Annotated in this window: 20 protein-coding genes; 4 read left to right on the top strand and 16 right to left on the bottom strand. The window is 66.8% G+C overall.

Translation table 11 applies throughout. The features are described 5' to 3' along the window. Nucleotides 1–14: 14 nt before the first annotated feature. The 3 genes from ACX12F_RS12535 to ACX12F_RS12525 all read right to left on the bottom strand — a co-directional run bounded on the left by ACX12F_RS12535 (nt 15) and on the right by ACX12F_RS12525 (nt 3302). Nucleotides 15–434, bottom strand: a complete 420-nt coding sequence (locus ACX12F_RS12535; protein WP_459369857.1) for a MarR family transcriptional regulator — start codon at nt 432–434, stop codon at nt 15–17. Between the two features lie 25 nt (nt 435–459). Next, a complete protein-coding gene (locus ACX12F_RS12530) occupies nt 460–1215 on the bottom strand; it encodes a YebC/PmpR family DNA-binding transcriptional regulator (protein ID WP_459369856.1) in 756 nt (251 codons plus the stop codon). A 95-nt stretch (nt 1216–1310) separates the two neighbouring features. Next, the gene (locus ACX12F_RS12525) at nt 1311–3302 is read right to left on the bottom strand and encodes an ArnT family glycosyltransferase (protein WP_459369855.1); all 1992 of its coding nucleotides are present in this window, start codon (nt 3300–3302) and stop codon (nt 1311–1313) included. A gap of 149 nt (nt 3303–3451) precedes the next feature. Between ACX12F_RS12525 and ACX12F_RS12520 the strand changes: the two genes are divergently transcribed. Continuing rightward, a complete protein-coding gene (locus ACX12F_RS12520) occupies nt 3452–4657 on the top strand; it encodes an esterase/lipase family protein (RefSeq protein WP_459369854.1) in 1206 nt (401 codons plus the stop codon). A gap of 47 nt (nt 4658–4704) precedes the next feature. Here the strand turns inward: ACX12F_RS12520 and pdxT are convergent, their stop codons facing one another. The 10 genes from pdxT to ACX12F_RS12470 form a co-directional block, all read right to left on the bottom strand. Beyond that, nucleotides 4705–5286, bottom strand: coding sequence for a pyridoxal 5'-phosphate synthase glutaminase subunit PdxT (pdxT, locus tag ACX12F_RS12515; RefSeq protein ID WP_459369853.1), 582 nt, complete (start codon nt 5284–5286; stop codon nt 4705–4707). Continuing rightward, entirely contained in the window at nt 5283–6128 is an 846-nt protein-coding gene (gene tesB / locus ACX12F_RS12510) for an acyl-CoA thioesterase II (RefSeq protein WP_459369852.1), read from the bottom strand. The genes pdxT and tesB overlap by 4 nt, the downstream gene beginning before the upstream one ends. A 43-nt stretch (nt 6129–6171) precedes the next feature. Next, the gene (gene pdxS, locus ACX12F_RS12505) at nt 6172–7077 is read right to left on the bottom strand and encodes a pyridoxal 5'-phosphate synthase lyase subunit PdxS (protein WP_020101778.1); all 906 of its coding nucleotides are present in this window, start codon (nt 7075–7077) and stop codon (nt 6172–6174) included. A gap of 79 nt (nt 7078–7156) precedes the next feature. Next, nucleotides 7157–8191: an NUDIX hydrolase gene (locus ACX12F_RS12500; RefSeq protein WP_459369851.1), complete on the bottom strand. Its 1035-nt coding sequence runs from the start codon at nt 8189–8191 to the stop codon at nt 7157–7159. Continuing rightward, nucleotides 8191–9324: a glycosyltransferase family 4 protein gene (locus ACX12F_RS12495; protein ID WP_459369850.1), complete on the bottom strand. Its 1134-nt coding sequence runs from the start codon at nt 9322–9324 to the stop codon at nt 8191–8193. The genes ACX12F_RS12500 and ACX12F_RS12495 overlap by 1 nt, the downstream gene beginning before the upstream one ends. Then, nucleotides 9324–10226: a phosphatidylinositol mannoside acyltransferase gene (locus ACX12F_RS12490; protein WP_459370330.1), complete on the bottom strand. Its 903-nt coding sequence runs from the start codon at nt 10224–10226 to the stop codon at nt 9324–9326. The genes ACX12F_RS12495 and ACX12F_RS12490 overlap by 1 nt, the downstream gene beginning before the upstream one ends. 47 nt (nt 10227–10273) lie before the next feature. Then, entirely contained in the window at nt 10274–10933 is a 660-nt protein-coding gene (gene pgsA / locus ACX12F_RS12485) for a phosphatidylinositol phosphate synthase (RefSeq protein WP_459369849.1), read from the bottom strand. Next, a complete protein-coding gene (locus ACX12F_RS12480; RefSeq protein ID WP_459369848.1) occupies nt 10930–11508 on the bottom strand; it encodes an ATP adenylyltransferase in 579 nt (192 codons plus the stop codon). Before ACX12F_RS12480 ends, pgsA begins: the two co-directional genes overlap by 4 nt. Beyond that, the gene (gene thrS, locus ACX12F_RS12475) at nt 11505–13565 is read right to left on the bottom strand and encodes a threonine--tRNA ligase (protein ID WP_459369847.1); all 2061 of its coding nucleotides are present in this window, start codon (nt 13563–13565) and stop codon (nt 11505–11507) included. Before thrS ends, ACX12F_RS12480 begins: the two co-directional genes overlap by 4 nt. A gap of 78 nt (nt 13566–13643) precedes the next feature. Next, a complete protein-coding gene (locus ACX12F_RS12470; RefSeq protein WP_459369846.1) occupies nt 13644–14267 on the bottom strand; it encodes a PaaI family thioesterase in 624 nt (207 codons plus the stop codon). Nucleotides 14268–14300: 33 nt separating this feature from the next. On the opposite strand from ACX12F_RS12470, the gene ACX12F_RS12465 reads away from it, so the two are divergent. Further along, nucleotides 14301–14798, top strand: coding sequence for a DUF1990 domain-containing protein (locus ACX12F_RS12465; protein WP_459369845.1), 498 nt, complete (start codon nt 14301–14303; stop codon nt 14796–14798). A gap of 74 nt (nt 14799–14872) precedes the next feature. On the opposite strand, the gene ACX12F_RS12460 is transcribed toward ACX12F_RS12465, so the two are convergent. Continuing rightward, nucleotides 14873–16111: an HNH endonuclease gene (locus ACX12F_RS12460; RefSeq protein WP_459369844.1), complete on the bottom strand. Its 1239-nt coding sequence runs from the start codon at nt 16109–16111 to the stop codon at nt 14873–14875. Between the two features lie 330 nt (nt 16112–16441). On the opposite strand from ACX12F_RS12460, the gene stpK7 reads away from it, so the two are divergent. Together stpK7 and ACX12F_RS12450 are read left to right on the top strand one after the other, a co-directional pair. After that, the gene (gene stpK7 / locus ACX12F_RS12455; RefSeq protein ID WP_459369843.1) at nt 16442–18211 is read left to right on the top strand and encodes a serine/threonine protein kinase StpK7; all 1770 of its coding nucleotides are present in this window, start codon (nt 16442–16444) and stop codon (nt 18209–18211) included. A gap of 132 nt (nt 18212–18343) precedes the next feature. Beyond that, the gene (locus tag ACX12F_RS12450) at nt 18344–20200 is read left to right on the top strand and encodes a putative bifunctional diguanylate cyclase/phosphodiesterase (RefSeq protein WP_459369842.1); all 1857 of its coding nucleotides are present in this window, start codon (nt 18344–18346) and stop codon (nt 20198–20200) included. 108 nt (nt 20201–20308) lie between these two features. Here the strand turns inward: ACX12F_RS12450 and ACX12F_RS12445 are convergent, their stop codons facing one another. Continuing rightward, complete coding sequence (locus ACX12F_RS12445; protein ID WP_459369841.1) at nt 20309–22438, bottom strand: Rv1355c family protein; 2130 nt, start codon at nt 22436–22438, stop codon at nt 20309–20311. Beyond that, nucleotides 22425–22667 carry a hypothetical protein gene (locus ACX12F_RS12440; protein WP_459369840.1) on the bottom strand — a complete coding sequence of 81 codons (243 nt, stop codon included), beginning with the start codon at nt 22665–22667 and terminating at the stop codon, nt 22425–22427. The genes ACX12F_RS12445 and ACX12F_RS12440 overlap by 14 nt, the downstream gene beginning before the upstream one ends. Between the last annotated feature and the right edge of the window lie 211 nt (nt 22668–22878).

Here is a 22878-nt window from a genome sequence, read left to right as displayed (position 1 = left end):
AGCCTAACTAAAGGTTATGCAGGATCGGATGTGATCCGGCCCATGTACGCGCGCAGCGCCTCGGTCAGTTCGGGATGCTGCGCGGTGAACTCGGCGTCGAGAGCGGTCACGACGTCAGCGGCGCGGTTCAACAGCGCGTCGCCCTCGGCCGTCACGCGCAAGGTGGATGCCGCACCGGCATGTGCCGTGCCGTCATCGACCAGACCCGCCGCCACGAACGCCGCGACGGCAGCATGCGCACTCTGCACGGTGATCCGGGACCGCCGCGCGAGCTCGCTGAACGAGATGCCGGCACTTCCGCGAATGTGCCCCAGCAGGCCGTACTTTCGCGTCGTCAGGCCCAGCGGCTTCAGCGCGTCGGCGAATGCGGCATCCCAGACCCGGCTGACCGTCAGCAGTGCGACAGTCGGGCTGAACGGGGGCGGCTGGGACATGCTCGGCACGCTACCGCCGAAGCGGTTATTCCTCGTCGAGCTGTGCGGCGACGTCGTCCGGGATGTCGACGTTGGTGTAGACGTTCTGCACGTCGTCACTGTCCTCGAGCGCGTCGACCAACTTGAACACCTTGCGGGCGCCCTCGAGGTCGACCTGCACCGACACCGACGGCTGGAAGCCGGACTCGGCGGAGTCGTAGTCGATACCGGCGTCCTGCAGCGCGGTGCGCACCGCGACCAGGTCGGTCGGCTCGCAGATGACCTCGAACGCGTCACCGAGGTCGTTGACCTCTTCGGCGCCGGCGTCCAGGACGGCCATCAGGACGTCGTCCTCGGTCTGACCGTTCTTCTCCAGGGTGATGATGCCCTTGCGGGAGAACAGGTAAGACACCGAACCGGGGTCGGCCATGTTGCCGCCGTTGCGGGTCATCGCGACGCGGACCTCGCCGGCGGCGCGGTTGCGGTTGTCGCTCAGGCACTCGATGAGCACGGCGACACCGTTGGGGCCGTAGCCCTCGTACATGATGGTCTGCCAGTCGGCGCCGCCGGCCTCTTCGCCCGCGCCACGCTTGCGGGCCCGCTCGATGTTGTCGTTCGGGACCGAGGTCTTCTTGGCCTTCTGGATAGCGTCGTACAGCGTCGGGTTGCCGCCCGGATCACCACCGCCGGTGCGTGCCGCCACCTCGATGTTCTTGATCAGCTTGGCGAACTCTTTACCTCGGCGCGCGTCCTTGACGGCCTTCTGGTGCTTGGTTGTCGCCCACTTGGAATGGCCGCTCATGCGTGTACGCCCTCTTTCTGGTGAAACTTCGATTGACCAGTTTACGTGGGCGGGATAGCGGGCCCGACAGGCCTGGTCAATCGCAGAAACAGACGTTACTTCTTGGCCGGTACGGCCAGGTTGTAGACCGTGTCGGACCCGACTTTCATCGGCGTGAAGGTGGTGCTCACCCAGTCCGCGATGTGACTGTGGGCGTCGGCGCCCCAGTGTCCCTTGTTGTCGGAGACGATGTAGTAAGCCACCTCATGGCCCGCCACATACGACTGGAACTGCTGCAGCGTCGGGGCCGGGTCGCTGCCGCCGAATCCACCGATCGCGATGACGGGCGTGCGGGTGTCCAGCTCCAGGCCGGCGGCCGGAGACGACCGGTCGATCGCGGCGGACCACTTCGTGGTGGTGGCCTTGAGCAGCGCGTTCAATTGGGGGTTGGCGTCCCGCTGACCCCAGCCGCCGTGCCCCTTGTCGTCCTTGTCCGCCGGGCCGACGGACGGTCCGCCGCCGAGGTGCGGCTGGCCGAAGGTCGCGAGCGAGTAGGCCACCGATCCCCCGACGGCGCCGAACATCGCCAGTGCCAGCGCCAGCGTCGCCATGCGCTTGCGGTTGTCGCCGCCCGACCAGATCAGTGCCGCGGCCCCGGCAACCGCGGCGGCCAGGAGCACCCAGCGCAATGCGGGCAGCCAGTCGGCATTGCGGCCCAGGATCACAAAACCCCACACCGCACTGCCCAAAAGCACTGTCGCCAAACCGATCCGGTGCAGCTTCGAATCCCGGCGGCGCCAGAACTCGACGACGAAGATCGCGAACATCGCGGCCATCGCCGGAACCAGCGCGAGGCAGTAGTACGGGTGCACGTTGGTCTTCATGAAGCTCAGCACCAGGCCGACGCTCACCAGCCAGCCGCCGAACAGGAGTGCGCCGGCGCGGACCAGATCGGTGCGGGGTGCGCGTCCACGGGAGATCAAGACGAGCACCGTGGCCAGGAGCGCGGCCGGCACCAGCCAGCCGATCTCGAAGCCGAACTCGCCGGTGAACAGTCGCGGCAGGCCCTGAGTCTGATCGCCCATGCCAAACCCGTGATGCCCCACCGTCTTGATCGCCTCGCCGGCGGCATGACCGGCGTGCTCACCGGTGAGGGTGTGCACCATCGACGGCTTGTCGGGGTCGGTCCTGCCCATGTGGTTCTTGCCGAGCACGCGACCAAAGCCGTTGTAGCCCAACACCAGATTCATGAAGGAGTTGTCGGTCGAACCCGCCATGTACGGGCGCGACGACGCCGGCCACAGGATCGTCAGCACCACGAACCAGCCGGCGGAGGCCAGCAGCGCACCCAGCGCGCCCAGCAGGTGCCACAGCCGGCTGCGCAGAGCGACGGGCGCGGCGATCAGGTACGTCAGCCCGAGGGCCGGCATCACCATCAAGCCTTCGAGCATCTTGGCCAGGAACGCGAACCCGAGGGCGACACCGGCCAGCGCCATCCATTTGGCGCCACCGCGGCGAGCCGCGTCGTCGACACCGCGGCGAGCCGCGTCGTCGACACTGCCGTGGAGCGCCCGGACGGTGAAGTAGGCCGCCAGCGTCATCAGCAGCACCATGGCCGCATCGGGGTTGTTGAAGCGGAACATCATGGCGGACACCGGAGTCAACGCCAGCACCGCCCCGGCGAGCAGACCGGCCGCCGGACCACTGATCCGTCGTACCGAGGCATAGAGCAGCCACACCGAGCCGACCGCCATCAGCGCCTCGGGGATCAACATGCTGGCGCTGCTGAAGCCGAAGATCTGGCCGGACAGCGCCATGACCCATTGCGACAGCGGCGGCTTGTCCACCGTGATGACGTTGTTCGGGTCGATGGACCCGAATAGCAGCGCCTCCCAGTTCTGCGAGCCGGCCCATACGGCGGCCGCGTAGAACTGGTTGCCCATGCCGTTGACGGTGATGTTCCACAGGTAGCCGGCCGCGGTGACGACCAGCAGCAGGGCCAGCGCGGCGCGCTCCCCGGTCTTGGTCGCGAGACTCCAGCGACGCGGCGCCGCGGTCTGCGGTTCGGCCGCCGGTGCGTCCAGGACGGCAGCGGATGTCGTAGTCACCCGACCATTAAGGCAGCTCCAGCTATGGCCTGGCTGTGAAGCGGGCGAGCCACCGCTATGACTTGCCGACCGGTACGCAGTTCATGAATCTGCTCACAATCAGCAGATTTGCCACCGGCATATCCAGTGAACACTCGTACACTCATTTCATGGACGACCCCATCGCCAGCGAAGCCGGCGCCCTCGCCGCGCTCGGTCTGAACGAGCTGGGCGGCGCCGTCGACGGCATCCACCAGGTCCAGCGGGCCATCTCTGAGCGCGTGTTCCGGCTGGTGAGTTTCGGTGTCGGTCCGGCCGCCAAGCCCGTGAAGGTCGTCTACGACGCCATCACCGACGGCGTCTACTCCACCATCAGTCACACGATGACGACGGCGGCGCCCCTCGCCGGCAAGGCGGTCCACGGGCAAGTCACAGGCAAGCTGTCCGACCGGCCCGGCAGTGCCCGGGTGCTCGCGGCACTGCAGGGTTTGATCGGCGACAAGCTCCACGAGCAGGGCTCCGTGCTGGCGACCACGATGTCGGTACGCGTCGACGGCCGGCCCGTTGCACTCAACACCGACAGCCTGCGGGCCGCCTACCCCGCTCTCTCGGGCGACGTCGTCGTCTTTCTCCACGGCTTGATCGAGACCGAGGCATTCTGGGCGCTCGGCAAGCGGCCGACCTACAGCCAGCGCCTCGGGGCCGACATCGGCATCACCGGCGTGGAGATCCGCTACAACACCGGTCTGCACGTCTCCGACAACGGCCTACTGCTCGCCGACCTGCTGGATGAATTGGTGGCGGCGTGGCCGGTACCGGTGACCTCGATCTCGCTGGTCGGCCATTCGATGGGTGGGCTGGTCATCCGCTCGGCCTGCGCGGTGCCCGACCGGTCATGGGTGGACCAGGTGCGCACGGTCGTCACGCTGGGCACACCGCACACCGGCGCACCACTGGAGAAGGTCGTGCACTACGGGTCGGCCGCACTCAGCGCGCTGCCGGAAACCCGGCCGTTCGGCAGCCTGCTGCGGCGCCGCAGCACCGGAATCCGCGACCTGCGGTTCGGCTCGCTCGACGAACGCGACTGGCGTGATCGGGAGCCGGATGCCCTGCGGGCCGCGGCTCCAATCGAGGTACCTCTGCTCGACGGGGTGTCGTACTACTGCGTGACCGCGACCCTCGCCCGGACGCCGGCCAACCCGATCGGCTGGGTGCTCGGCGACGGACTGGTTCAGGTGCGCAGCGCGCGAGGCCGAAGCAGGAAGCGGGACATGGGGTTCGACCGCGACAATCACCTGCACCTGCCGGAGGCGCATCACTTCACGCTGCTGAACGACGCGCGGATCTACGAGCGCCTGCGCGTCTGGTTGGCGTGATTTGTGCACGATAATCCGCGGTCAGCGGAAAATCGTGCACAAATCGCTCAGAGGGAGTCGACGAAAAGCTTGTGGATGCGCCGGTCGCCGGTGACTTCAGGATGGAATGACGTCGCGAGCATGCGGCCCTGGCGGACCGCGACGGGATGACCGGCGGCGCGGGCCAGCACCTCAACGTCGGGCCCGACGCGCTCGACCCACGGCGCCCGGATGAACACCGCGTGCACGGGATCATCCAGCCCGACGAAGTCGAGGTCATCCTCGAAGGAATCGACCTGGCGACCGAAAGCATTGCGCCGCACCGTCATATCGATGCCGCGGAGCGGTAGCGCCTCGCGTCCCGGCACGCCCGCGTCGTTGATCTCGGTGGCCAGCAGGATCATTCCGGCGCACGACCCGTAGCACGGCATCCCCGCCGCCAAGCGGTCGCGCAGCGGCTCGAGGAGTTCCAGCTCGCGCAGCAGGTGGCTCATGGCAGTGGATTCCCCGCCCGGAATCACCAGGGCGTCAATGGCATTCAGCTCGGCAAGCCGCCGGACCGTGGATACCTCGGCGCCCGCCTCGCGCAGCGCAGCCAGATGCTCGCGGGTGTCCCCCTGCAAGGCCAGGACACCGACGTGCGGGCTCACTCGGCCGGTGGGACGAAGCCGCGGCTGTAGCGGGTCAGTCCCTCCTGCATCACGGCGGCCACCATATCGCCGTACTGGTTGAAAATCTTGCCCTGCGTCAACGCTCGGCCGCCGCACGCCGACGGGGACGACTGGTCGTACAGCAGCCATTCGTCAGCCCGGAACGGCCGCATGAACCACATAGCGTGGTCCAACGAGGCGATGTTCATATGTTTGCGTACCTCAAGATGATTCACCTGCGCCGAACCCAGCAGGGTCAGGTCACTCATGTAGGCCAGCGCGCAGATGTGCAGCACGTGGTCGTCGGGCAGCGGATCGCGGTGCCGGAACCAGACCTGCTGCTGCGACGCTTTGCCGGGCACTCGCGCCACTTGGTCGCGCGGCACGATGCGCACGTCCCACTCATCGAACTGGGCGAAACCGGCGTCGTCGAATGCGCCGGCGGACCGGAACCCCGTCGACAGGTCGGGGGGCGGCGGCACCGGCATGACGTCCTGATGCTCGATGCCGGACTGGTCGGTCTGAAAGGACGCCGACATCGAGAAGATGTTCTCGCCATGCTGGATCGCGCTGACGCGGCGGGTGCAGAAAGACCCGCCGTCGCGAATGCGCTCCACCATGTACACCGTCGGTGCGCGGGCGTCACCGGGACGCAGGAAGTACCCGTGCAGTGAATGCACCTGATACTTCGGTTCGACGGTGCGCACCGCGGACACCAACGACTGACCGGCTACGTGGCCACCGAAAGTGCGCTGCAGGAAACCCGATTCCGGGCTGAAGACGCTGCCGCGGTAGATGTTGACCTCGAGTTGCTCGAGGTCGAGTATCTGCTCGATTGCCATCTAGCTCTGTTCTTCACGCAAGCGGCTCATCACCCTGTTGGGCCTACCAGCCCCGCTCGGCGAGCCGATGCGGCTCCGGCACATCCTCCACGTTGATGCCGACCATGGCCTCACCCAGACCACGCGACACCTTGGCCAGCGTGTCGGGGTCGTCGTAGAACGTCGTCGCCTTGACGATGGCCGCGGCGCGAGCCGCCGGGTCACCGGACTTGAAGATGCCGGAGCCGACGAACACGCCCTCGGCGCCCAGCTGCATCATCATCGCGGCGTCCGCCGGGGTGGCGATGCCACCGGCAGTGAACAGCGTCACGGGCAGCTTGCCGGCCCGTGCGACCTCGACCACCAACTCGTACGGCGCCTGCAATTCCTTTGCAGCAACGTACAATTCGTCTTCCGACAGCGACGTCAGCCGACGGATTTCGCCGCCGATCTTGCGCATGTGCGTGGTGGCGTTGGACACGTCACCGGTGCCGGCCTCACCCTTGGAGCGGATCATGGCCGCACCCTCGTTGATGCGTCGCAGTGCCTCACCGAGGTTGGTGGCGCCGCAGACGAACGGCACGGTGAACTTCCACTTGTCGATGTGGTGGGTGTAGTCCGCCGGGGTCAGCACCTCGGACTCGTCGATGTAGTCCACGCCGAGGCTCTGCAGAATCTGCGCCTCGACGAAGTGGCCGATGCGGGCCTTGGCCATCACCGGGATGGTGACCGCATCGATGATGCCCTCGATCATGTCCGGGTCGCTCATCCGCGAGACACCGCCCTGCGCGCGGATATCTGCGGGTACGCGCTCCAGCGCCATGACGGCTACGGCGCCTGAGCCTTCGGCGATACGTGCCTGCTCGGGCGTGACGACGTCCATGATGACGCCGCCCTTCAGCATCTCGGCCATGCCGCGCTTGACCCGGGCGGTGCCCGTCTGACCGCTGTTATCCGCTGCGGTATCCACTGCAATCTCCCTCAAGAATTTGGTACAGGCCAAGTCTAGTGGCCGGACCAAATCGGTTATCCGCGCAGGTCACCTGACGTCACCGGATGGGCTGCGGTTCCGCGCCCACGCTCGCCACCGGATGTTTGCCGTCCGCCAATTCGCCTGCGAGGGAAAGGTATTCACCGAGCTGCAATGGGTAGACAGTCTCACCATCTGCGGCCAGCCGGGCGATGACCGCCGCGTCACACCAGCGGTGGGCGTGGATCGACTGCCTTTCCACCGTGGTGTGGCCACTGGTCACCGGCTCGAAGCGTGAGGTGCGGTACACGAAGAAGAATTCCTCTCTGCGGATCACAGACCCGTTGAACTCGAACACCGCCTCACGGCGCCACACCGGGCCGGTCAGGTCGACAGGGTCGACCTGCAGTCCGGTCTCCTCGGCGATCTCGCGGGCGGCCGCGTCGGGAAGTGCCTCGTCCGGTTCGACCGCGCCCCCGACGGTGAACCACCACCGCGGCGCCATCAGCGGGTCGGCGGCCGGGTCGCTGCCGCGGAACAGCAACACGTGCCCGTCCTGATCCAGCAGCACCACCCGGGCCGACGTGCGCCGCCCCACGGTGCCGGGCTCATGCCGGGACGCCCGCTCGACGATCTCGAAATAGGTTGGCATGGCCGCGGTTCCGCCAAGATGCAGCCAGCGCACCAGCACGCGCTCCCGCAGCGCCAGGGTGTCCCGGACGGCGTCGTTGTGGAAGCGGCGGGCCAGTAGCACCCGGGCCTCGGCATCGGCGAGCTCGGCGACCAGGGTGACCGGGATGGACGCCGGGTCAACCTGCGCCAAGGCCGCGGACAGTTCGTTCTCGGCAGCTTCGCGGGCCGCGCGAGATGCCCGTTCGGCGTCGTCGGCCAGCGCCGCCAGCCGGCGGCCGGCCGGCCTCGACCCGTACGCGTCGGCCGCGACGGCCCGGGCCACCACCGCGCGCCGGGCCAGCGCCCCATCCAGGGCCTGCCACGACAGGTCATAGCGGACATGCAGCCGGTCGAGCCGGTGCGCGGTCTGATAGGCCCACACCACGGTGATCAGGACCATCGCCGCCAGCAAGGCCGGCGCGACGATCAGCAACCAGCTCATCAGCCGCCCTCCACCCGGACCTTCGTGCCCGACCCCGCGACCGTTTCGTAGACCAGCATGATCTGCTGCGCGACCACCGACCAGTCGTAGCGGCGCACCGCCCGGCTCGCCGACTCGGCGTAGCGGCGACGGGCCGCGTCGTTCGACAACATCTCGACCAGCGCATCGCCGAGGGCCTCGGCGTCGGCGACCGGCACCAGCCGTCCCGTCTCACCCTGGTCGAGCACGCGCCGGAAGGCATCCAGGTCACTGGCCACCACGGGGGTGCCCGCAGCCATGGCCTCGACCAGCACGATGCCGAAGCTCTCACCGCCGGTATTCGGGGCGCAGTACACGTCGGCGCTGCGCATTGCCGACGCCTTCTCGGCGTCATCGACCAGGCCGAGGAAGCGCAGGTGCCCTGCGTGCTCGCCGACGGTCTCTTTGAGCGCCTCCTCGTCACCGCGGCCGACGATCAGCACCTCGACGTCGGGGCAGGCCGCCACCAGCTTCGGCAATGCACCGACGAGCACCTGCATCCCTTTACGTGGCTCGTCGAACCGGCCGAGGAACAGCACGGTCCGGCCCGGCCGTGGGTAGCCGGGCAACAGCGGTGCGTCGTCGAATGCCGACACGTCGACGCCGTTCGGAATCTCGACGGCGTCCGAGCCCAGCGCCTCCATCTGCCAGCGCCGCGCCAGATCGGACACCGCGATGCGGCCCATGATCTTCTCGTTCCACGGCCGCAGAATCCCTTGAAAGACGTTGAGCGTCAACGACTTCGTGGTCGACGTGTGGAACGTCGCGACGATGGGACCGCTGGCCACCATCAGCGCCAGCAAGGACAGGCTCGGGGCGTTGGGCTCGTGCAGGTGCAGCACATCGAAGTCGCCCTCGACGATCCACCGTTTGACCATCCGGCGCGTCGCTGGACCGAACCGCAGCCGCGCCACCGAGCCGTTGTACCGGATGGGCACGGCCTTGCCGCCGGAGACGACGTAGTCCGGCAGGTCGGCGTGCGTCTGCGCCGACGACGGCGCCAGCACGCTGACCTCGTGGCCGTAGCCGCGCATCACCTCGGCCAGCTGCAGCACGTGTGCCTGAACGCCACCCGGTACATCGAACGAGTACGGGCACACCATGCCGATGCGCATCAGTCGTTCCCGGCCAACCGGGCCCGACGTTCCTCGGACAAGTCGGCGAGCCACTGGGGCTGCAGCATGTGCCAGTCGGTGGGATGCGCCGCGATACCCGCCTCGAACCGCGTCGCCAGATCCTGGGTGATAGCCGCGACGTCACCGCTGGACGTGTCGAGCGGTGACGACACGTCGAACTGCCAGTCGTTGGGCTTGTTCCAGCACTGCACCGTCAGCAGCGTCGCGCCGGTGGTGACGGTCAGCTTGGCCGGCCCCGCCGGCATCCGGGTCGGTTCGCCGAAAAGGTTGACCTGCACGCCGTTTCGGGACAGGTCCCGGTCTGCCATGAGGCACACGACGCGGTTTTCCCGCAGCCGCTCGGTGAGCACCTCGAACGGCGGACGCACTCCCCCGGTCAGCGGCAGAATCTCAAACCCGAGCGACTCTCGGTACTCGACGAAACGCTTGTACAGCGACTCGGGCTTCAGCCGCTCGGCCACGGTGGTGAATCTTCCGTACTGGTGCACCACCGAGACGCCGGCCATGTCCCAGTTGCCGCTGTGCGGCACCGCCAGGATGACGCCCTTACCGTTTTCGAGCCCCGCTGCAATGTGCTCGGTGCCGACCAGACAATGCCGGAGCTTCTCACCCAGGGTGCGCTGGTTCATCGACGGCAGCCGGAAGGCCTCCCGCCAGTAGCGGCCGTAGGACGCGAGTGAGGCGCGGATGAGTCGGCCCGGCACCTCGGCCGGCCGGACGCCCAGCACCCGGGCCAGGTTCTTGCGCAGTTGCTCGGGACCGCCACCGCGCGCCGCGTACAGCGCGCCCGCGTCAAACATGTTGCGCGCGGCGAACTCCGGCATGGTCCGCACCAGCCCCCACCCCGCCGCGTAGCCGAGGTCTTTGAGCTGCTCGCCCATCGGAACCTCGAAACCGCCGAAGGACGGAACCCCACCGGTGGGAACGCTCATCCCTGCTCCTTCGTGGGCGAACTCGAGGGAAGCGGCTCATCGGCGCCCGGCGAGCGGCGCACCGAGGCGACGCGCTGACCCAGCGTGATGACGCTGGCGACGGCCAGCAGCCACATCGCGATGGGCAGTGCCAGCGGCAGCGGATGGATCGGCAGGTCCGAGAACCCGGCGCCGACCAAAACGATGATCAGCCGCTCCGGGCGTTCGATGAAGCCGCCGTCGGCGTTCAGCCCGCTGGCCTCGGCGCGGGCCTTGATGTACGAGATCACCTGCGAGGTGACCAGGCAGATCAACGTGGCGATGGCCAATGGCTTGTCGTGCATCTCGAACGCGACCCACCACAGCAGGCCGCAGAACACCGCACCGTCGCCGATACGGTCGCAGGTCGCGTCGAGCACCGCCCCGAGCCGCGTGCCATAGCCGCGTTCGCGGGCCATGGCGCCGTCGAGCATGTCGGCCAGCACGAAGAACCAGACCGCCACGGCGCCGTACCACAGATGTCCGGTCGGGAACAGCGTCAGCGCACTGATGACCGACGCGGCGGTACCGATGACGGTGACGCTGTCCGGCGTCAGCCCAATGCGCAGTGCGCCCCGGGCCAGCGGGCGGCTCAACTTGGTGTAGGCCGCGCGGGTCAGCAGGTAGAAGTCGCTCACGGCCGAGTTGCTTTCCCGTCCTGCGCCGCCCACTCGTCGGCCAGCAGCTTGCGGGTGTCGCGCAGCAACTGCGGGATCACCTTGGTACCGCCGATGACGGTGATGAAGTTGGCGTCGCCACCCCAGCGCGGCACCACGTGCATATGCAGATGGTCGGCCAGCGAGCCACCCGCCGAAGTGCCCAGGTTGAGGCCGACGTTGAAGGCGTGCGGATTCGAGATGGCTTTCATCACGCGAATCGCCTTCTGCGTGAACGCCATCAGCTCACCGCTCTCGGCCTCTGTGAGGTCCTCGAGCTCGGAAACCTTCCGGTACGGCACCACCATCAGATGCCCCGGGTTGTACGGGTACAGGTTGAGCACCGCGTAGACCTGCTCGCCGCGCGCGACGATCAGGCCCTCCTCGTCGGACATCGTGGGAATGTCGATGAACGGCTGCTTCGAGCCCGCGGAGGTGCCCTCACCCGCCTTCATAGGAGCGTCGACGATGTAGCTCATCCGGTGCGGCGTCCACAGCCGTTGCAGATGGTCCACTTCTCCGACGCCTCGGTCCACGATGCTCCGATCCTCGGTCACGCCCGTGCGCCCCGCGCCTCGTTCACCAATTCTGCTGTCGGGAAAGCATTTTCGCGGCGCGCGATCCACCCGGTGATGAGATCGACAGCCTCGGCCACCGGGACGCCGTTGACCTGCGTGCGGTCACCGAAGCGGAACGAAATCGACTCGCCAGCCGCGTCCCTGTCCCCCGCCAACAGCATGAACGGCACCTTCTGGTTGGTGTGGTTGACGATCTTCTTTGCCATCCGGTCGTCACTACCATCGACCTCTACCCGCACGCCACGCGATTTCAGTTGTGCCGCAACGTCATACAGGTAGTCCAGGTGCGCGTCGGCGACCGGGATGCCGACCACCTGCACCGGGGCCAGCCAGGCCGGGAAAGCGCCGGCGTAATGCTCGGTGAGCACGCCGAAGAACCGCTCGATGGACCCGAACAGCGCGCGGTGGATCAGCACCGGCCGCTGCCGGCTGCCGTCGGCCGCGGTGTACTCGAGCTCGAACCGGTCGGGCATGTTGAAGTCCAGCTGGATGGTCGACATCTGCCAGCTTCGGCCCAGCGCATCCTTGACCTGCACGGAGATCTTGGGGCCGTAGAACGCTGCGCCGCCCGGGTCCGGCACCAGGGCCAGGCCGGAGGCCTCTGCGACCTCGCGCAGGGTCTCGGTGGCCTCTTCCCACAGCTCGTCGGACCCGACGTACTTGTCCGGGTCCTTGGTGGACAGCTCCAGGAAGTAGTCGTCCAGGCCGTAGTCGCTCAGCAGGTCCAGGACGAACTGCAGCAGGCGGGTCAGCTCGTCGCGCATCTGCTCGCGGGTGGTGTAGATGTGCGCGTCGTCCTGCGTCATACCGCGCACGCGGGTCAGGCCGTGGACGACACCCGACTTCTCGTAGCGGTACACGCTGCCGAATTCGAAGAGCCGCAGCGGCAGCTCGCGATAGGACCGCCCCCGCGACCGGAAGATCAGGTGGTGCATGGGGCAGTTCATGGGCTTGAGGTAGTAGTTCTGCCCCGGCTTGCGCAGCGTGCCGTCCTCGCCCCATTCCGCGTCGATGTGCATCGGGGGGTACATGCCTTCGGCGTACCACTCCAGGTGCCCCGAGGTGATGTACAGCTGCTCTTTGGTGATGTGCGGGGTGTTGACGAACTCGTAGCCGGCCTCTTGATGCTTGCGCCGCGAGTAGTCCTCCAGCTCGCGGCGCACGATGCCGCCCTTGGGGTGGAACACCGGCAGGCCCGAGCCCAGCTCGTCGGGGAAGCTGAACAGGTCCAGCTCCACGCCCAGTTTGCGGTGGTCGCGGCGCAGTGCCTCCTCGAGCAGCTCGAGGTGCTTGTCGAGGGCCTCCTGCGACTCCCACGCCGTGCCGTACACACGCTGCAGGCTGGCGTTCTTCTGGTCGCCGCGCCAGTACGCGGCGCTGCTGCGGGTGAGCTTGAACGCCGGGATGTGCTTGGTGGTCGGGATGTGCGGGCCACGGCACAGGTCACCCCAAACCCGTTCGCGGGTGCGGGGATTGAGGTTGTCGTAGGCCGTCAGCTCGTCGCCACCGACCTCCATGATGTCGGCGTCGCCGGACTTGTCGTCGACCAGTTCGAGCTTGTACGGCTCCTTGGCCAGCTCTTCCCGGGCCTGATCCTTGGACTCGTACACGCGGCGATCGAACAGCTGACCGTCCTTGACGATCTTCTGCATGCGCTTCTCGAGCTTGGCCAGGTCCTCGGGCGTGAACGGCTCCGCGACGTCGAAGTCGTAGTAGAAACCGTCGGTGATCGGCGGGCCGATGCCGAGCTTGGCCTCCGGGAACAGGTCCTGCACGGCCTGCGCCAGCACGTGGGCGCACGAGTGGCGGATGACGCTGCGGCCGTCCTCGGTGTTCGCGGCGACCGGGATGACCTCGACGTCCGCCTCCGGGGTCCAAGACAAGTCCCGCAGGCGGCCGTCGGCGTCCTTAACCACGACGATCGCGTCGACCTCGCCGCGCTGCGGCAGCCCGGCCTCGCGGACAGCAGCGCCGGCGGTAGTCCCGGCAGCGACCCGGATCGGGGCTGCTGGTGCGGGGCTGGCGGCGGCGGTCATCGAGACACTCCTACGGGTTAGGTGACGATCGCGACCATGCTATCGGCACCGGTCATCGCTTCGCGGCGCAGCGCCGCCTCAAGGCTGACCCGGCTTGAGCTTCACGAAGAGGGCTTCGGCCTCAGCGAGCACGGTGTCGCCGTCCAGCAGCGCGCCGGTAATGAAGATCTTGCGGCCCTCGACGCGCTCCAGCGCCGCCGTCGCGTGCAGGTCGCGCTCGACGGGAACGATCTGCCGGTAGTTGATGTGCAGGTAGGCGGTGCGCTGGAACGGACTGTCGGTGAGCCGGTAGGCGGCATGCCCCAGCACCGAGTCGAACAGCAGCCCGATGGCACCGCCGTGCGCGGCCCCGTTACGGCCCAGGTGAAAGCGCCGGAAGCGGACCGGACCCGCGATCCGGCCGTCGTCGGTGACCGTGAGATTCGACGGCACGTTCAGGATGTTGCCGCGGTTCGGCAGGTCCAGGCGACGCCCGGACGGTGAGTGCCACTCGTCGGCGCGGTAGGGCGCCAACAACGCGTTGGCCTGTTCAATGAGGTTCGCCGCCCGGGTGATGACGTCATCGGGCGCGTCGGCGCCGCGAGCGTTGTCGCAGATCGTCCGGACGGATTCGACGAACCTGCCGTAGTCCGGGCCGCCTTGAATAGTCGGTTTGGGCGGGTTGAATCCCCCGCCTGCATGCACGGCCTCGGTGTTGTCCACCTGTTTCTCTTATCACGGTGGCAAGGTGGCCTTATGCGACTGAGCGATCTGGCCGGGCTGGCGTTCACGTACCCCGATGTCGGAGCAACCGCCGGAGAGTTGCCGATGGGCTATCACCACGTCCGAGCGTCGGGCCAGATCGGCTCGGGCCGAGCACGATTCGACGAGGCGGCCGACGCGGTGCTGCGCTGGGGCATGCAGCGCGGCGTCGGGATGAAGGTGGAAGCGACCACCGTGACGGCCGCGACGGGCGCCGACATGCTGGGCCATCTCGGTCCCGTGTCGGTGCCGTGTCGGGTGGTGTACGTCATCGATGAACCCGACCGGCGCGGGTTCGCCTATGGGACGCTGCCAGGCCATCCGGAGTCTGGCGAGGAGCTGTTCAGCGTGCGCTACGACCCGGCCACCGACGCCGTGCACGCCGAGATCAGCGCGTTCTCACGGCCGGCACTGTGGTGGAGCCGGCTGGGAGCGCCCATCGCGCGGATGGCGCAGCGCCTCATCGGTCGGCGCTATCTGCGCGCGGTCTGAACGACTTGCCGTCCCGCCGCAACACTGTTCATTTATCAAGGTGCACAGCAGGTTTCAGATAATGCGTGAGGCGGCTATGCGGCCACGTCCAGTCGCATGGTGCGGCGGTTGTAGGCCGGGATGGGTCTGCGGTGCGGGTCCACGGCCGCCGGCGGGATGAGCCAGGGGTGTCTGTCCATCCCCATGACGACGTCCCAGCCGTCGTGATGGACATTGGCATGACACGCCGGACACAGCAGGCAGCCGTTGCTCAGTGATGTTTCGCCGTGGTGGGTCCAGTGCACGATGTGATGGGCATGAGTGCGTCCCGGCGGTGCCCCGCATTTGATGCAGCATTGATCCCGCAGATACAAGGCTTTGCGTAGCGGCGCCGGGAACAACCGTTTATCGCGTCCCATGTCCAGTGGTACCTGTTCGCCGTCCACGATCACCGTGGTCACCGTGGTGTCGCAGGACAGGCGTTCCAGCGTCGCCATGCTGATCGATCCCATGAACTCCAACTCCGCCAGGTCCGGGGCATCAGCGGGCACCGTCAGCAGCAACTGGGTGCGCGGCGCACTGGCGACGTCCCCGCCGCGCGCGGCGATATCGAGCACCGCCTCCAGGGCATCGGCCCGGCGCCGCCCCGCCGAACGGACATCGGGGCTGCCGTCGGGTTCGGGCCGCGGCGCCGACCACTGCTCCATGGCGGCTACGAATTTCGCACCCACCTCCGCATCCAGATCCGCCCGCACCTGCAGCCGCCCGTCGCTGGTCACCCGGTGATCGACGGTGTTGATCGACCGGTCCTCCGCGGCCGGCAGCCCACCCTCAGAGGCGGCCAGTCGGTTGCCCAGCCGGCGGGCGCGGTCCCCGATCTGGGCGGGGGTGGCCCCGGAGAAGAACTGCCCCACCAGATCGGTCACCTGCCCGAACCGGGCCTCCTCATCCACCGGGCCCGGTGAGCGGGCCCGAATATGATTGATGCCCTTGACGATCGCATCCACATGCTCACCGGAGACCGCTCCATCCGCGGCATGGGCGGCCAGCGTCGGCAACGACGGTAACGCGACACCGACACGGACCACCCGCGACGCCACGGCCGGCGCCGCACCGAGAGCGATCAGCAGCTCCCGCACCGTCCGCCCCTGCGAAGCCGCCACCGCACACCGATCCAACACCCCGACCACCGTCGCCGCCAGATGATCAACCAGATTCCGCAGCGCCAGCAGCCCCCGCATCGCCGCCAACGCGTCATCCCCAGCCAGGTCGTCAGGCACTCGCACGCCGCGGAGGGTGTCGAGGCTGGTAGCGAGATCTGGTGCGATTCCCATACCAAATTATATCGCACACACGTTCGAACAACAAGGGTTCTACTGCTTCAAGTTCGTTCTGCATCAGGACATCGGTGACAGTTCTGCATCAGGACATCGGTGACAGTTCTGCCTCAAGACATCGGTGACAGTTCGAGCAGCCTTGGCCGTGACACTCGCGCCCGAGCCTCGGGCGCAGGTTGTCACCGCAGCAACGATCCTCGTATCGCCCTGACGATCTCGCATTGCCCACCACGAGGCCGCTGCAACCACGTGACCGTCATTCGCGCCGACACCGCCGACCACGTGTTGTAGCTTTCACACGAAACCGACACGGCCAAGGAGTGCTGGGTGGAGCCGACACGATTCGGGCACTACGAGCTGCGCGAACTGATAGGCCGCGGCGGCATGGGCGAGGTGTACATCGCCTACGACACCAACACCCAGCGCACCGTCGCGCTCAAGGTGCTGCCCCCGCACCTGGCCAAGGACCCCGTGTTCCAGGAACGCTTCAAGCGCGAATCGCAGGCCGCGGCGGGTCTGAATGAACCGCACGTCGTGCCGATTCACGGTTTCGGCGAGATCGACCACCAGCTCTACCTGGACATGCGGCTCATCGAGGGCCGCACGCTCGCGGAAATCCTGGCCCATGCCGAGCACCGTCCCAGCCCCGAATTCTCCGTCCGCGTGGTCGAGCAGATCGCCGCGGCCCTGGACGCCGCGCACGAAACCGGGCTGATCCACCGCGACATCAAGCCCTCCAACATCCTGGTGACCGACCACGACTTCGCCTATCTGATCGACTTCGGGCTCGCCCGCACCGCCGGCGAACACGGATTGACCACGGCCGGAAGCACTCTGGGCACGCTCGCCTACATGGCGCCCGAGCGGTTCGAAGGCGGCCAGGCCGACCCCCGCTCGGACATCTACGCACTGGCGTGCGTGCTGTACGAATGCCTCACCGGCCGGCGACCGTATCCGGCCGACAGCCTGGAACACCAGATCGCCGGGCACGTCAGCGCGCCCGCGCCGAAACCATCCGATGTCGACCGGCGGCTCGCCGCATTCGACGACGTGATCGCCAAAGGCATGGCGAAGAAACCCGGCAAGCGTTACCAGCACGCCGGCGAACTCGCCGCGGACGCCCGCACCGCACTGAACGCGCAGGTCCGCGTCGCGGGGCGGACCGGCCCGAGAACCGGATCAGGACGCCATGCGGTGCAGGCTGCCGAGCCGAAGCGCGGCACCCGACGCATCGTGATCGCTGTCAGCGCCGTGATCGTGTTGGCGGCCGGCGCCGGCACGGCCTGGCTCTACTGGTCGCGGCAGTACCAGGTCGGACCATCGGGATCGGTCCCGTCGATCGCCGCCAAAGTGCCCGCTGATCTCAGGGATTCCGGCCGGCTGGTGGTCGGGGTCAACATCCCTTATGCGCCAAACGAATTCAAGGGACCCGACGGAAAGTTCACCGGCTTCGACGTCGACCTCATGACCGCGGTGAGCCGGGTGCTCGGGCTCGAGCCGGAGTTCAAGCAGATCGGCATCTCGAAGATCGTCTCGTCGGTCCGCGACGGGACGATCTCTGTCGGGGCGTCGTCGACGACCGACACCAAACAGCGGGAAAAGTCAGCCGACTTCGTGACGTACTTCAAGGCCGGCGTCCTGTGGGCACGCCGGGTTGGATCAACCGTCGACCCCAATGCCGCGTGCGGTCTGCGGGTTGCGGTGCACCTGGGGTCTGTGGAAGAGACCGACCATCTGCCGGCACGCAGCGCCGCGTGTGTCGCGGCGGGGGTGGCGCCGATCGAGATCGTTCCCATCGCCGGCCAGGACGGCGTCACGGCGGCTCTGCTGGCAGGCACCGTCGACGCGATGGCAGCTGACTCACCCGTGACCGGCTACGCCATCAAACTCAGCGGCGGCAAGCTCGAAGCGGCCGGCGAAATCGTCGACGCGCAGCCCTACGGGTGGCCGGTGCCCAAGGGCTCGTCGCTCGCCTCGGCGTTGCAGGCGGCGCTGACCCATCTGATGCGGACCGGCGAGTACCGGGAGATCGCCACCAAATGGGGTGTCGAAATGGGCGTCATCGACAAACCCGTGATCAACGGCGCGCTGCGGTAGCCGTCACTTTGGTCCGAAATCAGCTCGTCAGGATTGGCGGCGGTGCGGTTCGGGGACAGCTGTCGCAGCCCGATCATGACCCAACATCAAGACAAGTGCACCACCTGCCCGATCGTTGGTTACCGTAATGAAGTGCTGAGCGCCCTCAACGAGCTTGTCGAGAGGGTCGCCCATACCCTGATGGCCGCCGACGAGGGCAACTACGTCCCGGCCAGCGAGCAGGCCTTGGCCGACGTGGCGGCGCATTTCGGGCTGGACGTGGCATTTCTTCGGCACAACGATCACGCGATTGGCGCGACGATCCTGATCGCGCAATGGCCGGTCAGGACCTACGTTCCGGACCCTGATCCGATCGGAACGGTTTACTTCAAAGACGCCGATCCGGTCTTCGCGATGGCCGAGCACGTCAAAGAACCGGTGATCTTGCGGCCGGGGGCCGAGCCGGATGAATACCAGCAGCGCATCGAAGAAGGCACGACCGTCCCCGCCGTCTCGATAGCCGCCGTGCCGATGAACGTCACCGACAAGACCGAAGGATCCGCCGGCTTCATCACAACGGGCACACTGGGTTTCATCAAGTACGGCGACCTTGCGTGGACGGATGACGAGATCACGGCACTGAAGGTCATCGCCACCATGTTCGCTCACCTCAAGGCGCGCGTTGAAGCACAAGAATCGGTCAGGCACCTTGCCGAGCATGATGATCTGACGGGCTTGTGCAATCGCCGAAGTCTCCTGGACCACCTCGAGCGCCGGCTCGCGGCTGGTCAGCCGGCCCCTGTCGCAGCGCTATACATCGACCCCGATCAGCTCAAAGCGGTCAACGATCTACTCGGTCACGACACCGGGGACCAGGTTCTTGTCGAGCTCACCCAGCGATTGCGCGAGCACGCCGCCGACGCCGCCTATCTCTCTCGCCTCGGTGGCGACGAGATCGTCGCGGTGCTCAACGCACCAACCACACTTGCCGATGCCTACGAATACGCCGAACAGCTGCGCGAGACGCTGGCAGCGCGGCTGATGCTCGGCTCGTCCTACATCAGGCACAGAGTGAGTATCGGCGTTGCCGTAGGGACTCCAGGAACCGACTCCGTGTCTGACCTGCTCAAGTATGCCGAGCACGCGTTGACTGCCGCGAAGGCCGCCGGCGGCAACACCGTGATCGCGTTCAGCGACGAACTGGCGGCGCAATATTCGCTCCAGACGGACATCGAAGTGCACCTCCAAGACAGCATTGACAGCGGCGCACTGCACCTCCAGTACGTGCCCGAGGTCGATCTGCGCAGTGGACAGCTCGCGGCGATGGAGGCAGTGGTCCGGTGGAACCACCCCACGCGCGGACTACTGCTCCGCGACGCGTTCATGCCTGTCGCCGAAGCCACCAATTTCGGCGGTGCCGTAGGACGCGAGGTCATGCGGATGGCCTGCGAGCAGTTCCAGCGCTGGCGGATCGAGGGATTGGCGCAGGATGTGATGCTCCGGGTGAAGCTGTCCCCCGCTCAGATTGTGACCGACGGGTTTACCGAACACCTCACCGCGACGCTGGCCCACTTCAACGTTCCAGCGGCTTCGCTGTGTCTGGAACTGCCCGAAGACCTGCTGGTCGCTGAGGCTCAGCGCTGCAGCCAAATTCTACTGGCGCTGAAAGACATCGGCGTGCAGCTGGCGTTGGACAACTTCGGCACCGGATACAGCTTCCTGCCCAGTTTGAAAGAGCTGCCGATCGATTCGTTGAAAGTCGGCCGCGCGTTTGTCCGGACGCTCGATCACGACGGAGAGAACGCGTTGTTCGTCCAGTCGATCGCTGCCCTGGCCGACGCGTTCGGCCTCGAACTGACCGCTGACGGGCTGGAGACCGAGTCCGCAGCAGAACGACTCGTGGCAATGGGTTACCGCCGCGCACAAGGACTTCTGGTGTCAGGTCCGGTTGACGCGAACGGCATGGAAGCACTCCTGAAGGCGCCGAAACTGCGTGCCCCCGCTGCGTGAAAAGACGACCTCAAATGCAATGGCCCGTTGCGATTACCGAGCAGGATCCGCAGAGGCCGAACGATTACCGGAACTAGGCTCAGGCGGCAGCGCGTCGTAACTCGCTGGCTACTCGTGTAGCCGGATCCTGTCGGCGCTGCGCCGGCTTGTTATCACGGGCGGTGCAGCGGCGGCGAGCCGCAGGATGAGCGCGATGCTTTCGTCCGCTCCGATGCGGGATAGCTCGATGAATTCGCGCTGCAATTGGCCGAGTTGATCGGCGAACCGGGCGGAGAGCTTTTCGAGGTCAGCAATGTCGTGGGCGTAGAGCCAGACAGGAGAAATAGGTTGCACGGCCAGGCCGAGTTGCTGGGCATGCACCCACACCGACTCGGCGGCCGATCCTCCGGTCGCGTAGTCCCGCAGAGTGCCGCCGGTGGTGGTGACGACGGCGAGCGCTGAGCTGGCGGTGATGCGGCTGCGCATATCGTCGCCGAGTGCTTCCCCTGCATTCCAGTCGGCCAGCTGGGCCATGACTTCGCGGCGGCGCAGCAGGTCGAGCATGACCAGGCCACCGTCGTCGAAGCCGAGGCTGTGCACGTCGATCCCGGTGTCCGGGTCGGGATCGCCGGGCCAGCGCAGCTCGGCGATCATCTCCTGGTGCAGGTGCGGAGTCAGGAACCGAATCCGGTCCGAGGCGCCCAAAATTGCCGCTGCAGAGGCCATATCGCCGGAAGCTGTGATGAGGCGTATGTGCCCACCTTCGCGTTCAGCGGCCGCAGTCAGGGCCGCGGCGACGTTCCCGGTGAGCGGCGTAGCGGTGCCTTTGCCACGGTTCGTCTCACGCCTGAGCACCGGCTCGTACAGATCGGCGAGCTCCTCGGAGCTGCCCTTGCCGTACCAGAGCGTCGCGTTCAGCGGCGACCATGCCCCGCTGGGGTTCTCGTCGAAGGTGACTGGGCCGAGCACTCCAAGGTGGGCGGCGGCGACACGGGCGTTGAAGACGGCGGCGCCGACGGCAACGGCGCTCCCCCGGAACGCGACGTCGATGGTCGGGCTGTATTGCGGCGCAAGGCTGATCGCGATCTCGTCTTCGCCGGCTTCGATCAGCCACGGCTGGATATTGCCGCCTGACGGGGCGCGCATCGCAGCGACCGTCACCAGGGCGGTGACGCTGGTGGAAACCAACGGCTGTTGCGGCGGTGTCGTCGATCTCGGTGCGGCCATGGCTGGTTCGGCAAGGTGGTCGAGGGACCAGCCGATGTCTATGCGGCCCCGGCCCGACCGCAGCTCCTCGCCGAGCCCGATTCGCCGGACAGCCTCGGCGACTGCCGAGGCTCCGATGATGACCTCGGAGGCCACCTGCGGCCAGGTGGCCAGAGTCCGGTCGAGTTCGATCAACGACGCCGCGGTACGCGGCGAAAGCTTCTCGGCTTCCAAGTGGCGCAGGATGTGCGGAATCTTCTCCTTGCTGCTCATCCCAGGCAAGAGGCCGATATCGAGCGGCCCCAGGAGACCGTGCAAGATCGGGCGGTCAGGTTCGTCATCGAACCGTTCGACGTCGATGATGCCGCGGTCGCTGGTGGCCATGAGCACCGGGATCCGCCGATGCCTGGCCGCGACCCGCGCGATGGCTTTGATATCGAGCGAATCACACTCCTCGACAAGGACATTCAGTCCATCGAGGAAGTCGTCGACGCTATCGGCAGTCAGGCCAGCGTGGAACACCTCCACCGGTAGGTAGGGGTCGAGTTCGGCGATCCGGCGAGCTGCCGCGACCGCCTTGTTGAGGCCCAGGTCGAACACGGTGGCCGGTATCCGATTGAGGTTGGACAGCTCGATCCGGTCGAAATCAGCCAACCGCAGGCGCCCGCAGAGACCTTGTGTGGCCAGGGTATGCGCGATGACGTGGCCGACGCTCAGGCCGGCAACTCCGACGGTGAGTTCCGTCAGGCGAGTCTGTTCTTCGATGGTGATGCCGTTGCGATTGCGGTCCAGCCGTAGGGCCCGGAAGCTGTTCGGGCCGAGGATCGAGACAAGGGTCCGCCGCCAGGGGTACCAGGCCCAGCGGCCGGGCTCGTCCAGGAGCGCCGCAGCGGGTTCGGGGCGCAGCCGACGGAGGTTCTCCAGTGCGGTGCTGTGGTGGTCGAGGACCTGGATGTGGGAGTCGGATCGGAGTCGATCGAGGGTGATCGCGTCCGCCGAATCGGTGGGATCGAGAATTTGCGGGCGATATTCGTTCGCGTCAGATGGCTGCATTATCGGCTCTCAATTCTGCGCAAATGTCTTCAGGACTATTTGGGCCGTCGATGCGGTACGGAGTGGGCCGGGGCGGCAGTTCGTCGGCATCACCGGCCAGCCATAGCAGAAACCCGTTGATGTGGGCGTTCAAACACGAATCTACTTGTGCCGCAGCTTCAATCGCACGTTTACGCAGTGCCTCGTCGGCGCGGTAAATGCCGGCGGGCAGTTGATGCTGGCTCGGCATTCATTCACTATTACATAGGTGGATATCCACCGTCGAGACTGGTTACGTCAGGGAATTGAAATATCGACGTAGCCAGGGGGAATAAATATGCGCGCTGCGGCAATGCCAATCTCGATTGACGGTGGCGTCAAGATTAGCTACAAATGAGCGATCAAGCGCAGCGCGGGGGCGATACACCCTCGAGACATGAGCCGCAGAAATTGGACGTGGA

The organism is Mycolicibacterium sp. HS_4_1, from assembly GCF_054515875.1.
This window is presented reverse-complemented; position numbering and strand designations above follow the sequence as displayed.

Bases quoted from the DNA above. Each gene is read 5' to 3' on its own strand.
- ACX12F_RS12535 (WP_459369857.1), bottom strand. From the start codon at position 434: ATGTCCCAGCCGCCCCCGTTCAGCCCGACTGTCGCACTGCTGACGGTC.
- ACX12F_RS12530 (WP_459369856.1), bottom strand. From the start codon at position 1,215: ATGAGCGGCCATTCCAAGTGGGCGACAACCAAGCACCAGAAGGCCGTC.
- ACX12F_RS12520 (WP_459369854.1), top strand. From the start codon at position 3,452: ATGGACGACCCCATCGCCAGCGAAGCCGGCGCCCTCGCCGCGCTCGGT.
- tesB (WP_459369852.1), bottom strand. From the start codon at position 6,128: ATGGCAATCGAGCAGATACTCGACCTCGAGCAACTCGAGGTCAACATC.
- ACX12F_RS12500 (WP_459369851.1), bottom strand. From the start codon at position 8,191: ATGAGCTGGTTGCTGATCGTCGCGCCGGCCTTGCTGGCGGCGATGGTC.
- ACX12F_RS12495 (WP_459369850.1), bottom strand. From the start codon at position 9,324: ATGCGCATCGGCATGGTGTGCCCGTACTCGTTCGATGTACCGGGTGGC.
- ACX12F_RS12490 (WP_459370330.1), bottom strand. From the start codon at position 10,226: ATGGGCGAGCAGCTCAAAGACCTCGGCTACGCGGCGGGGTGGGGGCTG.
- thrS (WP_459369847.1), bottom strand. From the start codon at position 13,565: ATGACCGCCGCCGCCAGCCCCGCACCAGCAGCCCCGATCCGGGTCGCT.
- ACX12F_RS12465 (WP_459369845.1), top strand. From the start codon at position 14,301: ATGCGACTGAGCGATCTGGCCGGGCTGGCGTTCACGTACCCCGATGTC.
- ACX12F_RS12460 (WP_459369844.1), bottom strand. From the start codon at position 16,111: ATGGGAATCGCACCAGATCTCGCTACCAGCCTCGACACCCTCCGCGGC.
- ACX12F_RS12445 (WP_459369841.1), bottom strand. From the start codon at position 22,438: ATGCAGCCATCTGACGCGAACGAATATCGCCCGCAAATTCTCGATCCC.
- ACX12F_RS12440 (WP_459369840.1), bottom strand. From the start codon at position 22,667: ATGCCGAGCCAGCATCAACTGCCCGCCGGCATTTACCGCGCCGACGAG.